This is a genomic window from Pseudomonas sp. MAFF 730105, from assembly GCF_055380705.1.
This window is the reverse complement of record NZ_AP018438.1, coordinates 428,866-447,816: the sequence shown is the minus strand read 5'-3', so window position 1 is coordinate 447,816 and position 18,951 is coordinate 428,866. Positions and strand designations below refer to the sequence as shown.

Annotated in this window: 20 protein-coding genes and 1 pseudogene; 18 read left to right on the top strand and 3 right to left on the bottom strand. The window is 61.7% G+C overall.

Annotated elements, in window-relative coordinates:
* Nucleotides 1-32 precede the first annotated feature (32 nt).
* The 9 genes from argS to PCOSP_RS01955 all read left to right on the top strand — a co-directional run bounded on the left by argS (nucleotide 33) and on the right by PCOSP_RS01955 (nucleotide 10,655).
* Entirely contained in the window at nucleotides 33-1,769 is a 1,737-nt protein-coding gene (gene argS, locus PCOSP_RS01995; RefSeq protein ID WP_139646497.1) for an arginine--tRNA ligase, read from the top strand.
* 1 nt (nucleotide 1,770) lies between these two features.
* The gene (locus PCOSP_RS01990; protein ID WP_041024763.1) at nucleotides 1,771-2,466 is read left to right on the top strand and encodes an SPOR domain-containing protein; all 696 of its coding nucleotides are present in this window, start codon (nucleotides 1,771-1,773) and stop codon (nucleotides 2,464-2,466) included.
* A gap of 221 nt (nucleotides 2,467-2,687) precedes the next feature.
* Nucleotides 2,688-3,218, top strand: a complete 531-nt coding sequence (gene hslV / locus PCOSP_RS01985) for an ATP-dependent protease subunit HslV (RefSeq protein WP_003186641.1) — start codon at nucleotides 2,688-2,690, stop codon at nucleotides 3,216-3,218.
* A 44-nt stretch (nucleotides 3,219-3,262) separates the two neighbouring features.
* Nucleotides 3,263-4,600 (top strand): ATP-dependent protease ATPase subunit HslU, encoded by a 1,338-nt coding sequence (gene hslU / locus PCOSP_RS01980; RefSeq protein WP_139646495.1) that lies wholly within the window; start codon nucleotides 3,263-3,265, stop codon nucleotides 4,598-4,600.
* Nucleotides 4,601-4,770: 170 nt separating this feature from the next.
* Nucleotides 4,771-5,148: a gamma-butyrobetaine hydroxylase family protein gene (locus tag PCOSP_RS01975; protein ID WP_024779918.1), complete on the top strand. Its 378-nt coding sequence runs from the start codon at nucleotides 4,771-4,773 to the stop codon at nucleotides 5,146-5,148.
* Between the two features lie 274 nt (nucleotides 5,149-5,422).
* Nucleotides 5,423-7,102: a class II poly(R)-hydroxyalkanoic acid synthase gene (phaC, locus tag PCOSP_RS01970; RefSeq protein ID WP_175361858.1), complete on the top strand. Its 1,680-nt coding sequence runs from the start codon at nucleotides 5,423-5,425 to the stop codon at nucleotides 7,100-7,102.
* A gap of 224 nt (nucleotides 7,103-7,326) precedes the next feature.
* The gene (gene phaZ, locus PCOSP_RS01965) at nucleotides 7,327-8,184 is read left to right on the top strand and encodes a poly(3-hydroxyalkanoate) depolymerase (protein WP_139646491.1); all 858 of its coding nucleotides are present in this window, start codon (nucleotides 7,327-7,329) and stop codon (nucleotides 8,182-8,184) included.
* A 107-nt stretch (nucleotides 8,185-8,291) separates the two neighbouring features.
* A complete protein-coding gene (phaC, locus tag PCOSP_RS01960; RefSeq protein ID WP_464710197.1) occupies nucleotides 8,292-9,974 on the top strand; it encodes a class II poly(R)-hydroxyalkanoic acid synthase in 1,683 nt (560 codons plus the stop codon).
* A 60-nt stretch (nucleotides 9,975-10,034) separates the two neighbouring features.
* Nucleotides 10,035-10,655: a TetR/AcrR family transcriptional regulator gene (locus PCOSP_RS01955; RefSeq protein ID WP_139646487.1), complete on the top strand. Its 621-nt coding sequence runs from the start codon at nucleotides 10,035-10,037 to the stop codon at nucleotides 10,653-10,655.
* A gap of 166 nt (nucleotides 10,656-10,821) precedes the next feature.
* On the opposite strand, the gene PCOSP_RS01950 is transcribed toward PCOSP_RS01955, so the two are convergent.
* From PCOSP_RS01950 to PCOSP_RS01940, 3 genes are all read right to left on the bottom strand, one after another.
* Nucleotides 10,822-11,736 (bottom strand): phasin family protein, encoded by a 915-nt coding sequence (locus PCOSP_RS01950; protein WP_175384594.1) that lies wholly within the window; start codon nucleotides 11,734-11,736, stop codon nucleotides 10,822-10,824.
* Nucleotides 11,737-11,746: 10 nt separating this feature from the next.
* Nucleotides 11,747-12,169: a phasin family protein gene (locus PCOSP_RS01945; protein WP_139646484.1), complete on the bottom strand. Its 423-nt coding sequence runs from the start codon at nucleotides 12,167-12,169 to the stop codon at nucleotides 11,747-11,749.
* 248 nt (nucleotides 12,170-12,417) lie between these two features.
* Nucleotides 12,418-12,693, bottom strand: coding sequence for a polyhydroxyalkanoic acid system family protein (locus PCOSP_RS01940; protein WP_139646482.1), 276 nt, complete (start codon nucleotides 12,691-12,693; stop codon nucleotides 12,418-12,420).
* 140 nt (nucleotides 12,694-12,833) lie between these two features.
* Here PCOSP_RS01940 and ubiE point away from each other — a divergent pair, with 140 nt between their 5' ends.
* From ubiE to PCOSP_RS01895, 9 genes and pseudogenes are all read left to right on the top strand, one after another.
* Nucleotides 12,834-13,604: a bifunctional demethylmenaquinone methyltransferase/2-methoxy-6-polyprenyl-1,4-benzoquinol methylase UbiE gene (ubiE, locus tag PCOSP_RS01935; protein WP_024779926.1), complete on the top strand. Its 771-nt coding sequence runs from the start codon at nucleotides 12,834-12,836 to the stop codon at nucleotides 13,602-13,604.
* Nucleotides 13,604-14,228: pseudogene (locus tag PCOSP_RS01930) on the top strand (ubiquinone biosynthesis accessory factor UbiJ). Before ubiE ends, PCOSP_RS01930 begins: the two are co-directional and overlap by 1 nt.
* Nucleotides 14,225-15,829 carry a ubiquinone biosynthesis regulatory protein kinase UbiB gene (ubiB, locus tag PCOSP_RS01925; protein ID WP_139646478.1) on the top strand — a complete coding sequence of 535 codons (1,605 nt, stop codon included), beginning with the start codon at nucleotides 14,225-14,227 and terminating at the stop codon, nucleotides 15,827-15,829. Before PCOSP_RS01930 ends, ubiB begins: the two are co-directional and overlap by 4 nt.
* 81 nt (nucleotides 15,830-15,910) lie before the next feature.
* Complete coding sequence (gene hisI / locus PCOSP_RS01920) at nucleotides 15,911-16,309, top strand: phosphoribosyl-AMP cyclohydrolase (protein ID WP_024779928.1); 399 nt, start codon at nucleotides 15,911-15,913, stop codon at nucleotides 16,307-16,309.
* Nucleotides 16,302-16,634: a phosphoribosyl-ATP diphosphatase gene (locus PCOSP_RS01915; RefSeq protein WP_003186671.1), complete on the top strand. Its 333-nt coding sequence runs from the start codon at nucleotides 16,302-16,304 to the stop codon at nucleotides 16,632-16,634. Before hisI ends, PCOSP_RS01915 begins: the two co-directional genes overlap by 8 nt.
* Before the next feature lie 24 nt (nucleotides 16,635-16,658).
* Nucleotides 16,659-16,946, top strand: a complete 288-nt coding sequence (locus PCOSP_RS01910; RefSeq protein WP_139646475.1) for a twin-arginine translocase TatA/TatE family subunit — start codon at nucleotides 16,659-16,661, stop codon at nucleotides 16,944-16,946.
* A 10-nt stretch (nucleotides 16,947-16,956) separates the two neighbouring features.
* Nucleotides 16,957-17,373: a Sec-independent protein translocase protein TatB gene (gene tatB / locus PCOSP_RS01905; RefSeq protein ID WP_139646473.1), complete on the top strand. Its 417-nt coding sequence runs from the start codon at nucleotides 16,957-16,959 to the stop codon at nucleotides 17,371-17,373.
* A complete protein-coding gene (gene tatC, locus PCOSP_RS01900; RefSeq protein ID WP_139646471.1) occupies nucleotides 17,370-18,164 on the top strand; it encodes a twin-arginine translocase subunit TatC in 795 nt (264 codons plus the stop codon). Before tatB ends, tatC begins: the two co-directional genes overlap by 4 nt.
* On the top strand, nucleotides 18,161-18,868 hold the full coding sequence (locus PCOSP_RS01895) for a 16S rRNA (uracil(1498)-N(3))-methyltransferase (protein ID WP_464710194.1): 708 nt from the start codon (nucleotides 18,161-18,163) through the stop codon (nucleotides 18,866-18,868). Before tatC ends, PCOSP_RS01895 begins: the two co-directional genes overlap by 4 nt.
* Nucleotides 18,869-18,951 lie beyond the last annotated feature (83 nt).

The window sequence follows — 18,951 nt, the reverse complement described above, 5'->3', positions numbered from 1 at the left end:
CGCCGCCGCGCCTGCGGTTGAAAGAGAAGACCATGAAAGACACCATTCGCCAGCTCATCCAGCAAGCCATCACCCAACTCGTCGCTGAAGGTGTGTTGCCAGAAGGCCTGTCGCCGGCGATTCAGGTCGAAAACACCCGCGACAAGACCCATGGCGACTTTGCCAGCAACATCGCAATGATGCTGGCAAAACCGGCCGGAATGAAACCACGGGACCTGGCCGAGAAAATCATCGCTGCGCTGCCGGCTGACGAAAACGTCACCAAGGCAGACATCGCCGGCCCCGGGTTCATCAACTTTTTCCAGAATACCCAGGCCCTGGCCTCGCGCCTGGACGCCGCCCTGGCCGACGAACGCCTCGGCGTGCGCAAAGCCGGCCCGTTGCAACGCACCGTGGTCGACCTGTCCGCGCCGAATCTCGCCAAGGAAATGCACGTCGGCCACCTGCGCTCGACCATCATCGGCGATGGCGTGGCCCGGGTCCTGGAGTTCCTGGGCGACACCGTGATCCGGCAGAACCACGTCGGCGACTGGGGCACTCAGTTCGGCATGCTGATGGCCTATCTGCAGGAAAACCCAATCACCAGCGACGAACTTTCGGACCTGGAGAACTTCTACCGCGCCGCCAAGCAACGCTTCGACGAGTCGCCGGAGTTCGCTGACCGCGCCCGTGGCCTGGTGGTCAAGTTGCAGGCCGGCGATGCCGAGTGCCTGGCCCTGTGGAGCAAGTTCAAGGACATCTCCCTGTCCCACTGCCAGAAAATCTACGAACTGCTGAACGTCAAGCTGACCATGGCCGACGTGATGGGCGAAAGCGCCTACAACGACGACCTGATCAATGTGGTCAACGACCTTCGGGCCAAGGGCTTGCTGGTAGAGAGCAACGGCGCCCAGTGCGTGTTCCTCGACCAGTTCAAGACCGCCGACGGCGAACCTCTGCCGGTGATCATCGTCAAGGCCGACGGCGGCTACCTCTACGCCACCACTGACCTGGCGGCCGTGCGCTATCGCAACAGCGTGCTGAAGGCGGACCGGGTCCTGTACTTCGTCGACCAGCGTCAGGCCCTGCACTTCCAGCAAGTGTTCGAAGTGGCCCGCCTGGCCGGCTTCGTACCTCGCCCGATGGAAATGGAGCACATGGGCTTCGGTACCATGAACGGTGCCGATGGCCGTCCGTTCAAGACCCGCGACGGCGGCACGGTGAAATTGATCGACCTGCTGACCGAAGCCCAGGAGCGCGCCTACACCCTGGTCAAGGGCAAGAACCCGGACCTGGCCGAGGACGAACTGCGCCAGATCGCCAAAGTTGTGGGCATCGACGCGGTGAAGTACGCCGACCTGTCCAAGCACCGCACCAGCGACTACAGCTTCAACTTCGACCTGATGCTCAATTTCGAAGGTAACACCGCGCCGTACCTGCTGTACGCGTACACCCGCGTGGCAGGCGTGTTCCGCAAGCTCGGCAAAAGCTTCGACGAGGTGGATGGCCGGATTGTGCTGGAGGCGGCTCACGAACAGGAACTGGCAGCGAGGTTGGCGCAGTTCGGCGAAGTGCTGAACAACGTCGCCGACAAGGGCACACCCCACACCCTGTGCGCGTACCTGTATGACGTGGCCGGTCTGTTCTCCAGCTTCTACGAGAACTGCCCGATCCTCAGCGCCGACACCCCGGAGCAAATGCAGAGCCGCCTGCGCCTCGCCGCGCTGACCGGACGCACCCTCAAGCAAGGCCTGGAACTGCTGGGCCTGGAAACGCTGGAGCGCATGTAAGTTGGCTGCCAAGAAAAAACCTGCACCCAAACGCGGCGCCAGTCGTTACCAGGCCCCGGCCAAGAAGCCGATTCCGGGCTGGTTGTGGATGGCGATCGGCCTGAGCGTCGGCGCCTTCATCGTGTTCCTGATGAAGCTGGAGCCGGGCCAGGGCGATGACGTCAAGCGCGTTCGCCAGGAGCAGCAGAAAGCCACGCGCATCGCCGAGGCCAACAAGACTCCGCCGAGCCCGACGCAACCGGTGAAGCCGAAATACGACTTCTACACCCTGCTGCCGGAGTCGGAAGTCATCGTGCCGCCTGATGCGGTACCGGAAAAAACCCTGCCGACGCCACAAGTGCCCGCCACGCCGGTCACGCCGGCCGAAGCCGCGAAGATCGACACCGCCCGCGCCCAGGCGGCCCTGGCTGGCATCACGCCGCCACCGGCGCCACCCGTGCAGAAAGCCGCGCCGGTGACGAAGTTCTTCCTGCAAGCCGGTTCGTTCCGCAAGGAAGCCGACGCCGACAAGGTCCGGGCGCAGATCATCTTGCAGGGCCAATCCGTGTCGGTGGAGTCCGGGACCGTGAAGGACGAAACCTGGTATCGGGTCATGGTCGGCCCGTTCAGCAACCGCGAGGAACTGACCAAGGCGCAGAAACAACTGGCCAGCAGCGGCTTTAGCAACCTGTTGTTACAACAACGCCAGAGCCGCTAGTAGCCTACTGATCGTTCCCACGCTCCGCGTGGGAACGCCTCAGGGGACGCTCCGCGTCCAGTGACGCGGAGCGTCACGGGCTGCATGCCCACGCGGAGCGTGGGCACGATCAGTAAGAGACCACCCGTCCTCTCGCCCACGCCGCAGTTGAAAAACCCCACGTCACCCCCATATGAGTTTTCATCCGGGCATTTTCGCCCCGCTGCGTGGAGACTCTTCCCTTGACCACCATCGTTTCAGTCCGCCGTCATGGCAAAGTCGTCATGGGCGGCGACGGCCAGGTTTCACTGGGCAATACCGTGATGAAAGGCAATGCGAAGAAAGTCCGCCGCCTGTATCACGGCCAGGTAATCGCCGGCTTCGCCGGGGCCACTGCCGACGCTTTTACCTTGTTCGAGCGCTTCGAAGGCCAGTTGGAAAAACACCAGGGCCATCTGGTTCGGGCCGCCGTTGAGCTGGCCAAGGAGTGGCGCACCGACCGTTCCCTCAGCCGCCTCGAAGCCATGCTGGCGGTCGCCAACAAGGACGCCTCCCTGATCATCACCGGCAACGGCGATGTGGTTGAGCCCGAAGACGGCCTGATCGCCATGGGTTCCGGGGGCGCCTACGCCCAGGCCGCCGCCAGTGCGCTGCTGAAGAAGACCGACCTGTCGGCCCGTGAAATCGTCGAGACCGCCCTGGGCATTGCCGGCGACATCTGTGTCTTCACCAACCATACCCAAACCATTGAGGAGCAGGATCTCGCAGAATGAAGCCCGTACCCCGGCTCATTCTTGCTTGAGGACCGCCAACTACTATGTCCATGACTCCCCGCGAAATCGTCCACGAACTCAACCGCCACATCATCGGCCAGGACGATGCCAAGCGCGCCGTCGCCATCGCCCTGCGTAACCGCTGGCGCCGGATGCAGCTGCCCGAAGAGCTGCGCGTCGAAGTGACCCCCAAGAACATCCTGATGATCGGCCCGACCGGTGTCGGTAAAACCGAGATCGCCCGTCGCCTGGCGAAACTCGCCAACGCCCCGTTCATCAAGGTCGAGGCCACCAAGTTCACCGAAGTCGGCTATGTCGGCCGTGACGTCGAGTCGATCATCCGCGACCTGGCCGACGCCGCCATCAAGCTGCTGCGCGAACAGGAAATCACCAAGGTCCGCCACCGCGCCGAAGACGCGGCCGAAGAACGCATCCTCGATGCCCTGCTGCCACCGGCGCGCATGGGTTTCAATGCCGACTCCGCCGCGACCCAGGACTCCAACACCCGCCAACTGTTCCGCAAGCGTCTGCGCGAAGGCCAGTTGGACGACAAGGAAATCGAGATCGAAGTGGCCGAAATGTCCGGCGTCGACATTTCCGCGCCGCCGGGCATGGAAGAGATGACCAACCAGTTGCAGAGCCTGTTCGCCAACATGGGCAAGGGCAAGAAGAAAAGCCGCAAGCTGAAGGTCAAGGAAGCGCTGAAACTGGTGCGCGATGAAGAGGCCAGCCGCCTGGTCAACGAGGAAGAACTGAAGGCCAAGGCCCTGGAGGCCGTCGAACAGCACGGCATCGTGTTCATCGACGAAATCGACAAGGTTGCCAAGCGTGGCAATGTCGGCGGTGCCGACGTCTCCCGTGAGGGCGTGCAACGGGACCTGCTGCCGCTGATCGAAGGTTGTACGGTCAACACCAAGCTGGGCATGGTCAAGACCGACCATATCCTGTTCATCGCCTCCGGCGCGTTCCACCTGAGCAAGCCAAGTGACCTGGTGCCGGAACTGCAAGGCCGCCTGCCGATCCGTGTGGAGCTCAAGGCGCTGTCGCCGGAAGACTTCGAACGCATCCTGAGCGAGCCCCATGCCTCCCTGACCGAACAGTACTGCGCACTGCTCAAGACCGAAGGCCTGAACATCGAGTTCACGCCAGAAGGCATCAAGCGCCTGGCGCAGATCGCCTGGCAGGTCAACGAGAAGACCGAGAACATCGGTGCTCGCCGCCTGCACACGCTGCTTGAGCGACTGCTCGAGGAAGTGTCGTTCAGCGCCGGTGACCTGGCGAGCAAACATGACGAAGCGCCGATCCTCATCGACGCCGAGTACGTCAACAGCCACCTGGGTGAATTGGCGCAGAACGAAGACCTGTCGCGGTATATCCTGTAACTCATCACTACAGGCATGCGCAGTTCCGTGTGGGAGCGAGCCTGCTCGCGAAAGCGGGGTATCAGTCACATCATTGTTGGCTGACACTGCGCCTTCGCGAGCAGGCTCGCTCCCACATCTGACGGTGTCGCTGCGTAGATCAGGGTTCTTTCAGCTACGGACCACAGGCCATGACCAAACTCCCCACCGCCATCAATCTGCACAAAGCTTCGAAGACCCTGACGCTGAAATACGCGCCGGACGAGGAGTACCACCTGCCCGCCGAATTCCTGCGGGTGCATTCGCCTTCCGCCGAGGTCCAGGGCCACGGCAAGCCCATCCTGCAATACGGCAAGCTCAACGTCGGTTTGTCCAAGATCGAACCCGCCGGCCAGTACGCACTGAAATTGACCTTCGACGACGGTCATGACAGCGGACTGTTCACCTGGGAGTACCTGTACCAGTTGGCAGTGCGCCAGGACGACTTGTGGAGCGATTATCTTGCCGAGCTCAAGGCCGCCGGAAAAACCCGCGACCCCAGCGAGTCCGTCGTCAAGCTGATGCTCTAGCTCAAGGGCTGGCGCTTTAGGGCGAATTTTCTAGACTCATCTGTTTGAATGTCCACCCGGCAAGGTCAATGACTGGCCTGCTTGCGAAAAAAATTAAACTCGGGTAACCAATGGAGCTGGCAAGTTCCCTGCAAAGGAACCTGCGAGTTCCCTTGCACATGTTTCCTCATTGGCCACGATGCGGAATTAACGGTCACCCGAGCAGCGTACCTGGTATTGGCTGTGTGGCTTTGCGGCACGGTCCCGGTACTCGTCTGACAATGGAGCGTCGTAGATGAGCAACAAGAACAACGATGACCTGAAGTACCAAGCCTCGGAAAATACCCTGGGGTTGAATCCCGTCGTCGGCTTGCGCAGAAAAGACCTGCTGGCCTCTGCTCGCATGGTACTGACCCAGACCCTCAAGCAACCGCTGCACAGCGCTAGGCACGTCGCCCATTTCGGTGCCGAGCTCAAGAACGTCCTGTTCGGCAAGTCCGAGCTGCAACCAGCCGCCGATGACCGCCGCTTCAATGATCCGGCATGGAGCCAGAACCCGCTCTACAAGCGCTACATGCAGACCTACCTGGCCTGGCGCAAGGAACTGCACGCCTGGATCGATGACAGCAACCTGCCGCCCCAGGACATCAGCCGTGGGCATTTCGTGATCAACCTGATGACCGAAGCCATGTCGCCGACCAACTCGGCGGCCAACCCGGCGGCGGTCAAGCGCTTCTTCGAAACCGGCGGCAAGAGCCTGCTGGACGGCCTGTCCCACCTGGCCAAGGACCTGGTGCACAACGGGGGGATGCCGAGCCAGGTGGACATGGGCGCCTTCGAAGTCGGCAAGAGCCTGGGCGTGACCGAAGGTGCCGTGGTGTTTCGCAACGACGTGCTGGAGCTGATCCAGTACCGTCCCATCACCGAGCAGGTCCATGAGCGACCGCTGCTGGTGGTTCCGCCGCAGATCAACAAGTTCTATGTATTCGACCTGAGCCCGGACAAGAGCCTGGCGCGCTTCTGCCTGCGCAGCAATGTGCAGACTTTCATCGTCAGCTGGCGCAACCCCACCAAAGACCAGCGCGAGTGGGGCCTGTCGACCTACATCGAGGCGCTCAAGGAAGCGGTGGATGTGGTCACGGCCATCACCGGCAGCAAGGACGTGAACATGCTGGGAGCCTGTTCGGGTGGCATCACCTGCACCGCGCTGCTGGGCCATTACGCCGCCCTCGGCGAGAAGAAAGTCAACGCCCTGACCCTGTTGGTGAGCGTGCTCGACACCACCCTGGACACTGACGTGGCACTGTTCGTCGACGAGCAGACCCTCGAAGCGGCCCGGCGTCATTCCTACCAGGCGGGTGTGCTCGAAGGCCGCGACATGGCCAAGGTCTTCGCCTGGATGCGCCCCAACGACCTGATCTGGAACTACTGGGTCAACAACTACCTGCTGGGCAACGAGCCGCCGGTATTCGACATCCTCTTCTGGAACAACGACACCACCCGGCTTCCGGCGGCGTTCCACGGCGACCTCATCGAAATGTTCAAGACCAACCCATTGACCCGGCCCAATGCACTGGAAGTGTGCGGTACGCCGATCGATCTCAAGCAGGTCACTGCCGACATCTTTGCTCTGGCGGGCACCAACGACCACATCACGCCCTGGAAGTCCTGCTACAAGTCGGCGCAACTGTTCGGCGGCAAAGTGGATTTCGTGCTGTCGAGCAGCGGTCATATCCAGAGCATCCTCAACCCGCCGGGCAATCCCAAGTCGCGCTACATGACCAGCGAAGACATGCCCGCCAAGGCCGAGGACTGGCAGGAAAACTCCACCAAGCACACCGATTCCTGGTGGCTGCACTGGCAGGCCTGGCAGGCCGAGCGCTCGGGCAAACTGAAAAAGGCGCCCACCGTTCTGGGCAACAAGACCTACGTGGCGGGTGAAGCGGCACCTGGCACGTATGTGCATGAGCGGTAACGGATGGGACTTGCCTGCCGATATCCTGATCTGATGCAGGACCCGCTCGCTGCAGACCCGATCCCATGCTCGCAGCAAATCCCCTGTGGGAGCGAGCCTGCTCGCGATAGCGCCAGGCCAGTCAAATCCATACCGACTGACCCGACGCCATCGCGAGCAGGCTCGCTCCCACAAGGAATCGGGGAAAAATGAAAGATCGCGACATAACCCACAGGGCTTGAAGCATGCCGCAACCGTACATCTTCCGTACCGTCGACCTGGATGGCCAGACCTTGCGCACCGCGGTACGTCCCGGCAAGCCTCACTTGACGCCGCTGCTGATTTTCAACGGCATCGGCGCGAACCTGGAGCTGGTGTTCCCGTTCATCGAGGCCCTGGACCCGGACCTGGAAGTCATCGCCTTCGATGTGCCCGGTGTCGGCGGTTCATCGACACCCAGCCGGCCCTATCGCTTTCCTGGCCTGGCAAAGCTTGCCGCGCGCATGCTCGATTACCTCGACTATGGGCAGGTCAGCGTGGTGGGTGTGTCATGGGGCGGCGCCCTGGCCCAGCAGTTCGCCCACGACTACCCGGAGCGCTGCAAGAAACTGATCCTGGCGGCCACGGCCGCCGGAGCGGTGATGGTGCCGGGCAAACCGAAGGTGCTGTGGATGATGGCAAGCCCCAGGCGCTACGTTCAGCCTTCCCATGTGCTGCGCATCGCGCCGCTGATCTACGGCGGCTCGTTCCGCCGTGACCCGAACCTGGCGACCAGCCACGCGGCCAGGGTCCGCTCGGCGGGCAAGCTCGGTTATTACTGGCAACTGTTTGCCGGCCTGGGCTGGACCAGTATCCACTGGCTGCACAAGATCCATCAGCCGACCCTGATCCTGGCCGGCGACGACGATCCGCTGATCCCATTGATCAACATGCGCATGCTGGCCTGGCGCATCCCCAACTCCCAGCTGCACATCATCGATGACGGCCACCTCTTCCTGATCACCCGGGCCGAGGCTGTGGCGCCCATCATCATGAAATTCCTGGAGGAAGAACGTCAGCGTGCGGTCATGCATCCGCATCCCACGCCGCAGGGCGGGGGCTGACGCCCAGCGCGCCTGGCAGGACGCCGGGACGCGCAACTTCCGAAACAGCGACTATGTTGTCTGATTCGGTGTGTTTGTATTTGGCCTGATGATGAAGGAGTTGACTCATGCGCGACAAACCGGCGAAGGGTTCCGTACCCGCCCCTGCCAGCTTCATCAATGCGCAAAGTGCGGTCACCGGCCTGCGCGGCAGGGACCTGCTGTCCACCTTGCGCGACGTTGCCGCCTACGGCTTGCGCAACCCGGTGAACAGTGCCCGGCACGCGCTGAAGCTGGGCAGCCAGTTGGGTCGCGTGCTGCTGGGGGAAACCCTGCACCCCACCAACCCCAAGGACAAGCGCTTCGCCGATCCCACCTGGGAACTCAACCCCTTTTACCGTCGTAGCCTGCAGGCCTACCTGAGCTGGCAAAAGCAGGTCAGGAGCTGGATCGACGATTGCGACATGACGCCCGATGATCATGCACGCGCGCACTTCGCCTTCTCCTTGCTCAACGACGCCATGGCGCCCTCGAACACCTTGCTCAACCCACTGGCAGTCAAGGAATTCTTCAACTCCGGCGGCACCAGCCTGATCCGCGGCCTCAGTCACCTGGTCGACGACTTGCTGCACAACGACGCAATGCCACGGCAGGTCACGCCCCACGCCTTCGAGGTCGGCAAGACCCTGGCAATCACACCCGGTGCAGTGGTATTCCGCAATGAAATGCTGGAGCTGATCCAATACCGGCCCATGAGCGAAAAGCAATACGCCAAGCCGTTGCTGATCGTGCCGCCGCAGATCAACAAGTTCTATATTTTCGACCTGACCCCCTCCAACAGCCTTGTCCAATACGCCCTGAAGAATGGCTTGCAGGTGTTCATCATCAGTTGGCGCAACCCGGATGTGCGCCATCGCGAATGGGGCCTGTCCAGTTACGTGGAGGCGACCGAAGCAGCCATGAACGTCTGTCGGGCGATTACTGGCGCTCGCGAAGTCAACCTGATGGGGGCTTGCGCCGGCGGCATGACCATCGCCGCCCTGCAAGGCCATTTGCAAGCCAAGCGCCAACTGCGCCGGGTCGCCAGCGCCACGTACCTGGTGAGCCTGCTGGACTGCGAGATCGACAGTGCGGCCACCCTGTTCCTCGATGAGCAGGCCCTCGAAGCCGCCAAGCGCCGGTCCTACCAGAAGGGCATCCTCGAGGGTCGTGACATGGCCCGGGTATTCGCCTGGATGCGGCCCAACGATCTGGTGTGGAATTACTTCATCAACAATTACCTGCTGGGTAAAGAGCCGCCGGCCTTCGACATTCTCTACTGGAACAACGACTCCACGCGGCTGCCGGCGGCCTATCACGGTGAGCTGCTGGACCTTTTCAAGCACAACCCGCTCACCCGTCCCGGGGCGCTGGAAGTGTGCGGCACACCAGTCGACCTGCAGAAGGTGACCGTGGACAGTTTCAGCGTGGCTGGCATAAACGACCACATCACCCCGTGGGACGTGGTGTACCGTTCGACGCTGCTGCTGGGAGGTGAGCGACGCTTCGTGCTCTCCAACAGCGGGCATATCCAGAGCATCATCAATCCTCCGGGCAACCCCAAGGCCAATTACGTCGAGAACCCACAACTGAGCAGTGACCCGCGAGCCTGGTACTACGATGGCAAACACGTCGATGGCAGTTGGTGGCCTCAGTGGCTGGACTGGATTCAGGCGCGCTCCGGTGCCCGACGTGAAACCCGGATGACCCTGGGCAACACCAAATACCCACCGCTGGAAGCCGCACCGGGAACCTATGTACGCGTGCGTTGAAAGGCTCAACCCACGGTCGAGGTGTCGGCCGTGGCACGACTCCATCATTAAGAAAACCGGATGAAGACCCGCGACCGCATTCTTGAATGCGCCCTGCATCTGTTCAATGAAAAGGGCGAGCCGAACGTTTCCACCCTGGAAATCGCCAACGAAATGGGCATCAGCCCCGGCAATCTCTATTACCACTTCCATGGCAAGGAACCCCTTGTCCTGGGGCTGTTCGAGCACTTCCAGGCAGAGCTGTCGCCGCTGCTGGATCCCCCCGCCGACGCGCAATTGGCACCGGAGGATTACTGGCTGTTCCTGCACCTGATCGTCGAACGCCTGGCCCAGTACCGGTTCCTGTTCCAGGACTTGTCGAACCTGGCCGGGCGCCTGCCGAAACTGGCCAAGGGTATCCGCCAGTTGCTCAATGCCCTGAAGCGCACCCTGGCATCCCTGCTGGCGCAACTCAAGGCCCAGGGACTTCTGGTCAGCGGCACCCAGGCCTTGGGACAATTGGTGGAACAGATCACCCTGACGTTGCTGTTCTCGCTGGACTACCAGCGGATTCTTGATCGCGAAGGGGAGGTTCGGCTGGTGGTCTATCAGATCATGATGCTGGTGGCTCCACACCTGCTACCGGCGACCAAGGTGGCGACCGAACGGTTGGCATTGCGGTATCTGGAAGACCACGAATAGCCCTTTCTGTGGGAGCGAGCCTGCTCGCGAAGGGGGTGGGTCAGCAGCGTGGATGTCACTGATACACCGCTATCGCGAGCAGGCTCGCTCCCACAAGGACCTTTGCCACTCATGAACAAAAACGCCCGACCTTCGCAGGCCGGGCGTTTTGTGTGTGCCCTGAAAATCAGGACTGACTGGTAGGCGTCGATGGAGCTGGCGCTGGAGTCGGGGTGGCAACCGGAGTCGGAGCCGAGACGGAGTTTGCCGTGCTCGTCGGGGTCGCCGGTTTTGCGACGGCTGCCGGTGCCTTGGGTGCCGCTGCTTTTGGCGCGGTCGCTTTCTTCACGGCCGGCTTTTTCGCGGCGGCAGGTTTGGCTGCTGCTTTTACCGCGGGCTTGGTCGCCGGTTTCGCTGCCGGTTTCGCCGCAGCAGGTTTCGCCGCCGCGGTTTTTGCCGCAGGCTTCGCCGCTGGTTTGGCCGCTGCAGGCTTGGCTGCCGCTTTGGCCGCTACCGGTTTGGCCGCAGCCTTGACTGCAGGCTTGGCCGCAGCGGTTTTTGCCGCTGGCTTGGCCGCGGCTTTCACCGCAGGTTTGGCCACGGTTTTTGCCGCCGCTTTCACCAATGGCTTGGCCGCCGCTTTAGTGGCCGGCTTGGCCGCTGCAGTCTTGGCCGCCACCGGTGCGACCTTGGCCCCGGTGAGTTTTTCGATCTGCTTGGTCAGGGTGTCGACCTTGCTGTGCAGTGCCTTGACTTCATTGCGGCTTGGCACGCCCAGGCGAGAGATCGCGCTGTTCAGGCGCTTGTCGAAAGCCCCTTCCAGCTCGTCCCATTTGCCCAGTGCACGATCCTTCACGCCGCTCATGCGCGACTTGGCGGACTCGGCAGAGTCCTTGGCGGCATCGACTTGCTTGCTGACCGCCGTCTTGGTGAGTTTTTCGGCCTTCTCGCCGTCCTTAACCAGGGACTCGAAGAGTTTGCTGCCGTCAGTGTCGATCTTCGAGTACACGCCTAAACCAGCAAGCCAGATTTTGCGGGAGTATTTTTCAATCTTCCCGGCCCACGAGCTGCTTTCTTTTTCGGTTGTTCTTTTGCCAGCCATCCCGTTCTCCTTAATGTTTACGCGTCACACGTTCGAGCAGTGCCGTCAGCTCATCGAGCTTGGCAGAGAGTGCCTCAACGTCATGTTTAGACGGAATGCCGATACGATTCAAGGCACTTGCAACACGGGCGTCGAATACCTTCTCGACTTTATCGAGTTGTACTTCGACCCGGGCCTTGAACGTATTGACGTCGGCCTTGGCTTCAATCAGTTCGCTGTTGGCCGCTTCAAGTTTTCCAGCGATATTCTTTTTGCCTTTGGTTTCAATAACTTCGCCAGCCTTGACCAACTCTTGGAAGTACTCGCTGCCTTCCTGGCCGACCTTGGTGTAGGCGCCCAGGCCAGCCAGCCAGATCTTGCGCGCGTACGTTTTCACGCCGCTGAGCGTGGAAGATTCAACGTCGGTTTTTTTCTTCAGAATAACTTTGGCCATGGTGCACCTCACTGGAAAACAGGTTGGAGGAACTGCCCGCATGCGGACGGGCTCAGGCACAAAGTAGGGAGAATAATTAGAAACGGCACCCTAACAACTCACACAATTCTTGAAAGCACTGACTTCTTTCTTGTGGGAGCGAGCCTGCTCGCGATGGCGGTATCACCGTCAACATCATCATTGAATGACCCACCGCTATCGCGAGCAGGCTCGCTCCCACAGCGGGGAGCGCCCGCATGAGTTCAGCGTCAGGCCAACGCCTTATCCAGCGCCTTTTCAATCTCCGTCTTGATCATCCCGCTCATGGCCGACATCAACAGGCCCAGCTTCACGTCGACGCGAATCAGGTCCTCGCCGACCGCCACCGTACCCTCGACTCCGGAACCCTTGAACTCCAGCGTGTCGCCGACCCATTGCGGTTTCAGGCCATAGCTGTCGGATAATTTCTGCGCCAACTGGTCGGCCTTCGCGCGGGCCGCTTCCTTGCCCAGGTCATGGGTACGCTCAACACTGATTTTGGCCATTCGCTGACTCCTGTTATATCGGCAATTGCCCGGACTGCGTCAAAACGTCCCGGCGGTGGTTCATCTTACCTTCAGCCTTGCCAAGACAAAGCCCTCCACCGGGATTAGAATGTCCCGCATTCTTTTTTGGTGACAGCGATATGACTGATCAGCGCAAAGGCAGCGATGCCGAACCCACCACTCACTTCGGCTTCAAGAACGTGCCGGAAAGCCAGAAGGCGGAAAAAGTCGCTGAGGTTTTCCACTCGGTAGCCGCCAAATATGACTTGATGAACGATCTGCTCTCGGGCGGCATGCACCGTCTGTGGAAGCGCTTCGCGATCGAGCTGTCGGGCGTGCGCAGCGGCAACCGCGTGCTGGACATCGCTGGCGGCACGGGCGACCTGACGAAAAAATTCTCCCACATCGTCGGACCGACCGGCCATGTGGTGCTCGCCGACATCAACGAATCCATGCTCAAGGTCGGTCGCGACCGCCTGCTGGATCTGGGTGTGGCCGGCAATGTCGAGTTCGTCCAGGCCGACGCCGAGAAACTGCCGTTCCCGGACAACCACTTCGATTGCGTGACCATCGCCTTCGGCCTGCGCAATGTCACCCACAAGGAAGACGCCCTGCGCTCGATGCTGCGGGTGCTCAAGCCCGGTGGGCGCCTGTTGGTGCTGGAATTTTCCAAACCCACCAACGCGCTGATGTCCAAGGCCTACGACGCCTACTCGTTTGCCTTCATGCCATTGATGGGCAAGCTGATCACCAACGATGCAGAAAGCTATCGTTACCTGGCCGAATCGATCCGCATGCACCCGGACCAGGAGACCCTGAAGTCGATGATGGTCGAGGCCGGTTTCGACCGCGTGACCTACCACAACATGACCTCAGGCATCGTGGCCCTGCACCGCGGTATCAAACCCTGATGCTGCTCGCCGGCCTGCTCGCCAGCGTCGAACTTGGTATCAACCGGGTATTGCGCCTGGACAGCACGGCGCTGGCGCGCCTGGCGCATCTGGGTGGCAAGGTGATTGCCGTCGATTGCCGCAGCCCGACGTTGCAGCTGTTTATCCTGCCCAGCGACGAAGGCCTGATGCTCGCCTCCCATTGGGAAGCCGAGGCGGATTGCACCCTGCGTGCCCCGGCCTCGAGCCTGCTGAACCTGGCCTTGAGCAAGGACAAAACGGCGGTGTTGCACAGCCCCGACGTCGAGCTCGAAGGCGACAGCGGCGCGCTGCTGGACCTGGCGGCCATCCTGCAGGACCTGGAGCTGGACTGGGAATATGAGCTGTCCCGCTGGCTCGGCCCGGTGGCCACCCAGTTGATCAGCGGCCACCTACGCAGCCGCACACGCTGGTATCGGCAGGGGTTCGCCAGCCTGGGGCAGAATCTGAGTGAATACCTGGCTGAAGAATCGCGTACGCTCGTAGGAAAACGCGAAGCCGAAGCCCGTTTTAACGAACTGGACCGGATCAAACTTGATCTGGAACGTCTCGAGGCGCGTTTCGAGCGCCTTTCCCGATCCCTTGAAACCAAGCGATAACGCATGAAGCTGCTTGCCGTCCGCCGTTTGTTGCGCATCCAGCGCGTCGTGATCCGTTACCGCCTCGATGACTTGCTGTTCGCCCTGCCTCTGCCCTGGTTTCTGCTGGCACTGCGTTTCGTGCTGCCGTGGCGCTGGTTCCCCCGGCGAACGCTGGACCTGAGTCGCGGCGCCCGCCTGCGGCTGGCCTTGCAGGACCTGGGACCGATCTTCATCAAGTTCGGGCAGATCCTCTCGACCCGCCGCGACCTGTTGCCCGAAGACATCGCCGATGAGCTGATGCTGCTGCAAGACCGCGTGCCACCGTTCGACTCCAAGCTGTCGGTGGCCCTGATCGAGGAGCAACTGGGCAAGAAGATCAACGAAGTCTTCAGCCGTTTCGACGTCGAGCCCCTGGCCTCGGCCTCCGTGGCCCAGGTCCATGCCGCGCAGCTAAAGAGCGGTGAAGAAGTGGTGGTCAAGGTCATCCGACCGGGCCTCAAGCCGGTCATCGCCCAGGACCTCGCCTGGCTGTTCATCCTCGCCCGCACCGCCGAGCGACTGTCTGCCGATGCGCGCCTGCTGCACCCGGTCGACGTGGTCCAGGATTACGAGAAAACCATCTACGACGAGCTCGACCTGCTGCGCGAGGCCGCCAACGCCAGCCAGTTGCGCCGCAACTTCGAAGGCTCGCCGCTGCTGTATGTGCCGCAGGTCTATTGGGACTGGTGCCGCCCCAAGGTTCTGGTAATGGAGCGCATCTACGGCATCCAGGTCACCGACCTGGCGACCCTGGCCGACCAGCGCACCGACATGAAGATGCTCGCCGAACGCGGCGTGGAGATCTTCTTCACACAGGTGTTCCGCGACAGTTTCTTCCACGCCGACATGCACCCCGGCAACATCTTCGTCAGCACCGTGCAACCGTGGAGCCCGCAATACATTGCCATCGACTGCGGCATCGTCGGCAGCCTGACGCCCGAGGACCAGGATTACCTGGCCCGCAACCTGTTCGCGTTCTTCAAGCGCGATTACCGCCGCGTCGCACAACTGCACATCGATTCAGGCTGGGTACCGGCCGAGACCAAGCTCAATGAGTTCGAAGCGGCGATCCGCACCGTGTGCGAGCCGATCTTCGAAAAACCGTTAAAAGATATTTCCTTCGGCCAGGTGCTGATGCGCCTGTTCCAGACCGCGCGTCGCTTCAACATGGAGGTCCAGCCACAGCTGGTGCTGTTGCAGAAGACCCTGCTGAACATCGAAGGCCTCGGTCGCCAGTTGTACCCGGACCTGGACCTGTGGAACACCGCCCAGCCCTTCCTCGAACGCTGGATGCGCGAGCGCGTCAGCCCCAAGGCCCTGCTGGGCAACGTGCAGAGTCAGCTCGAGCAGATCCCGCACCTGGCCAACATGACCCGGGACCTGCTCGAACGCATGTCCCAGCCCCACGCCCAAGACCCCGCCCCGCCGTGGAAACGCCGCAAGGACGACTGGTTGCTGCGCCTGCTCGGTGCCGCACACTTGGGTGGCGGCGCGGTGCTGGCCGCCGGCGGACCGTTGAGCGAGCTGGGGCATTGGCCTGCCGCCGTGATGGTGATCGTTGGTTTGTATCTGGTCGTTCGTCGATAGCCAGCACCGGTTCGCACTGGCACACTGTTTCAACGCTGGGCCCACCGACTTGAGGTGCAAGGCCCATGGTCGGAGTCGAAGATGAAAAACTGGCAGGACGAAATCAAATGGGACGCTGACGGCCTGGTGCCAGCCATCGCCCAGGATCACAAGACCGGGCGCGTACTGATGATGGCCTGGATGAACCGCGAGGCCCTGGCCCTGACCGCCAGCGAGAACCGCGCCATCTACTGGTCACGTTCCCGTGGCAAGCTGTGGCGCAAGGGCGAAGAGTCCGGCCACGTGCAGCATCTGCATGAAATGCGCCTGGACTGCGACGGCGACGTCATCATCCTGATGGTCGAACAGGTCGGTGAAATCGCCTGTCACACCGGCCGTCAGAGCTGCTTCTATCGCGTCTTCGAGAACGGCGATTGGAAAACCGTCGATCCGGTGCTCAAGGACCCGCATGCCATTTATTCAGGACATACTCATGAGTGATACCCTGACCCGCCTGGCCCAGGTGCTGGAAGAGCGCAAAGGCGCAGCGGCCGACAGTTCCTATGTCGCGAGTCTGTACCACAAGGGCCTGAACAAGATTCTGGAGAAAGTCGGCGAGGAATCGGTCGAGACCATCATCGCCGCCAAGGACGCCGCTATCAGCGGTGACTGCAGCGACGTGATCTACGAGACCGCCGACCTGTGGTTCCACAGCCTGGTCATGCTGGCTCAATTGGGGCAGCACCCACAGGCTGTACTGGATGAACTGGACCGTCGCTTCGGTCTGTCCGGGCACGTCGAGAAGGCTTCGCGCCCGTCCGCCTGATCAACTATTGAGAGGAATAGCCACATGGGTATTTTTGACTGGAAACACTGGATCGTCATCCTGGTTGTCGTGGTGCTGGTGTTCGGGACCAAGAAACTGAAGAACCTGGGTACCGATGTCGGCGAATCGATCAAGGGCTTTCGCAAAGCCATGAACGACGACGAGAAACCGGCCGATCCGACGGCAGCACCTGCCCAGCCTGTGCAGCCGGCCCAGCCCGTACAGCCTCAAGCAGCACAGCCTGTGAATGCGCCGCACACTATCGATGTGCAGGCACAGAAAGTCGAAGAGCCGACCCGCAAAGACTCGTGAGCACTGACTAATGTTTGGGATCAGCTTCACTGAACTGCTGCTCGTCGGCCTCGTCGCCCTGCTGGTGCTGGGCCCCGAGCGCCTGCCGGGTGCTGCGCGCACCGCCGGTCTCTGGATCGGGCGCCTGAAGCGCAGCTTCAATGCGATCAAACAGGAAGTTGAGCGTGAAATCGGTGCCGACGAGATCCGTCGGCAGCTTCACAACGAACACATCCTGTCCCTGGAGCAGGAGGCGCGCAAGATCCTCACGCCGACCCAACAGGAGCCGACGCCGGTCCAACCCACGGCCGAACAGGCAACGGCGCCCCAGGTGCCGGTGGATGAACCCGCAGCGGTGCCGGCTGAGCCAGTCAAGCCCGTAGAGACAGCCCCAACGGCGCCGACACCGGCCCCCAACGACCCCACACAGCCGCCGCGAGCATCATGAGCAATATCCCAGAGAACGATCAGCCGATGCCGCTGGTATCGCACCTCACCGAGTTGCGCACCCGCCTGCTGCGCTGCGTGGCGGCGATTTTCATCATCTTCGCCGGGCTGTTCGCCTTCACCCAGCAGATCTATACCTTCGTCTCCACGCCCCTGCGCCAGTATTTGCCGGCAGGCGCGACCATGATCGCCACCGACGTGTCGTCGCCGTTCCTGACACCGTTGAAGCTGACGATGATGGTCTCGCTGTTCCTGGCGATCCCGGTGATCCTGCACCAGATCTGGGGCTTCATCGCCCCCGGCCTGTACAAGCATGAAAAGCGCATCGCCGTGCCGCTGCTGGTGTCCAGTATCCTGCTGTTCTACACCGGCATGGCGTTCGCCTATTTCCTGGTGTTCCCGCTGATCTTCAAGTTCTTCGCCGCCGCCACTCCGGCCGGCGTGGAGATGATGACCGACATCACCAGTTACCTGGATTTCGTCATGACGCTGTTCTTCGCCTTCGGCGTGGCGTTCGAAATACCCGTGGCGGTGGTGTTGCTGGTGTGGATCGGCGTGGTCGACGTTACGTACCTGAAGAAGATCCGTCCGTACGTGATCATCGGCTGCTTCGTGGTCGGCATGATCCTGACCCCGCCGGACATTTTCTCCCAGACCTTGCTGGCAGTACCGATGTGGTTGCTGTTCGAGATCGGCGTGCTGTTCGGCGGTCTGGTGCGTAAACGTAGCGAAGAGCCGGAAGCTGAAACGGCCGACGATCATAACGACCAGCCGCCTGCGACCCAACCGTGAACCTGCTGCTGCTCGAAGAGGCCGATTTCGTTGGTCCTGACCGGGTCGTCCTGAGTGATCGCCGCCTGACCCACATGCAGGAAGTCCACCGCAGCGCTGTCGGCGACAGCCTGCGGGTCGGACGCATCGGCGGGTCGATGGGCTCCGCCCAGGTGCTGCGCCTGGAAGCCCGCGAAGCCGAACTGCAAGTGACCCTCGACCAGCCACCGCCGGCGAAGCTGCCATTGACACTGGTGCTGGCCCTGCCGCGTCCAAAGATGCTCCGGCGGGTGTTCCAGACCATTGCCACCATGGGCGTGCCGCGCGTGGTGCTGGTCAACAGCTATCGCGTCGAGAAGAGCTTCTGGCAGACGCCGTTCCTCGAGCCCGAGGCCATCCGCGAACAATTGATCCTTGGCCTGGAGCAGGCCCGGGACAGTGTGCTGCCGGAGATCATCATCGAAAAGCGCTTCAAGCCCTTCGTTGAAGATCGCCTGCCGGCCATCGTCAATGGCACCCTGGGCCTGGTGGGCCATCCTGGTGACCACCCGCCCTGCCCCCGGGCACTGACGGAACCGGTCACGCTGGCGATTGGCCCCGAAGGCGGTTGGATTCCTTACGAGATCGACCTGCTGGGCAAGGCCGGCCTGCAGCCGGTGCAACTTGGCGAACGAATCCTGCGGGTCGAGACCGCGGTGACGGCATTGCTCGCCCGACTGTTCTGATCCCCTCGCCGCAAAATCTCGACAAATCCCTACAGATTTCGCCCAAGCCGCCGATATACGTCCCCATAAAACCAATTTGGTCC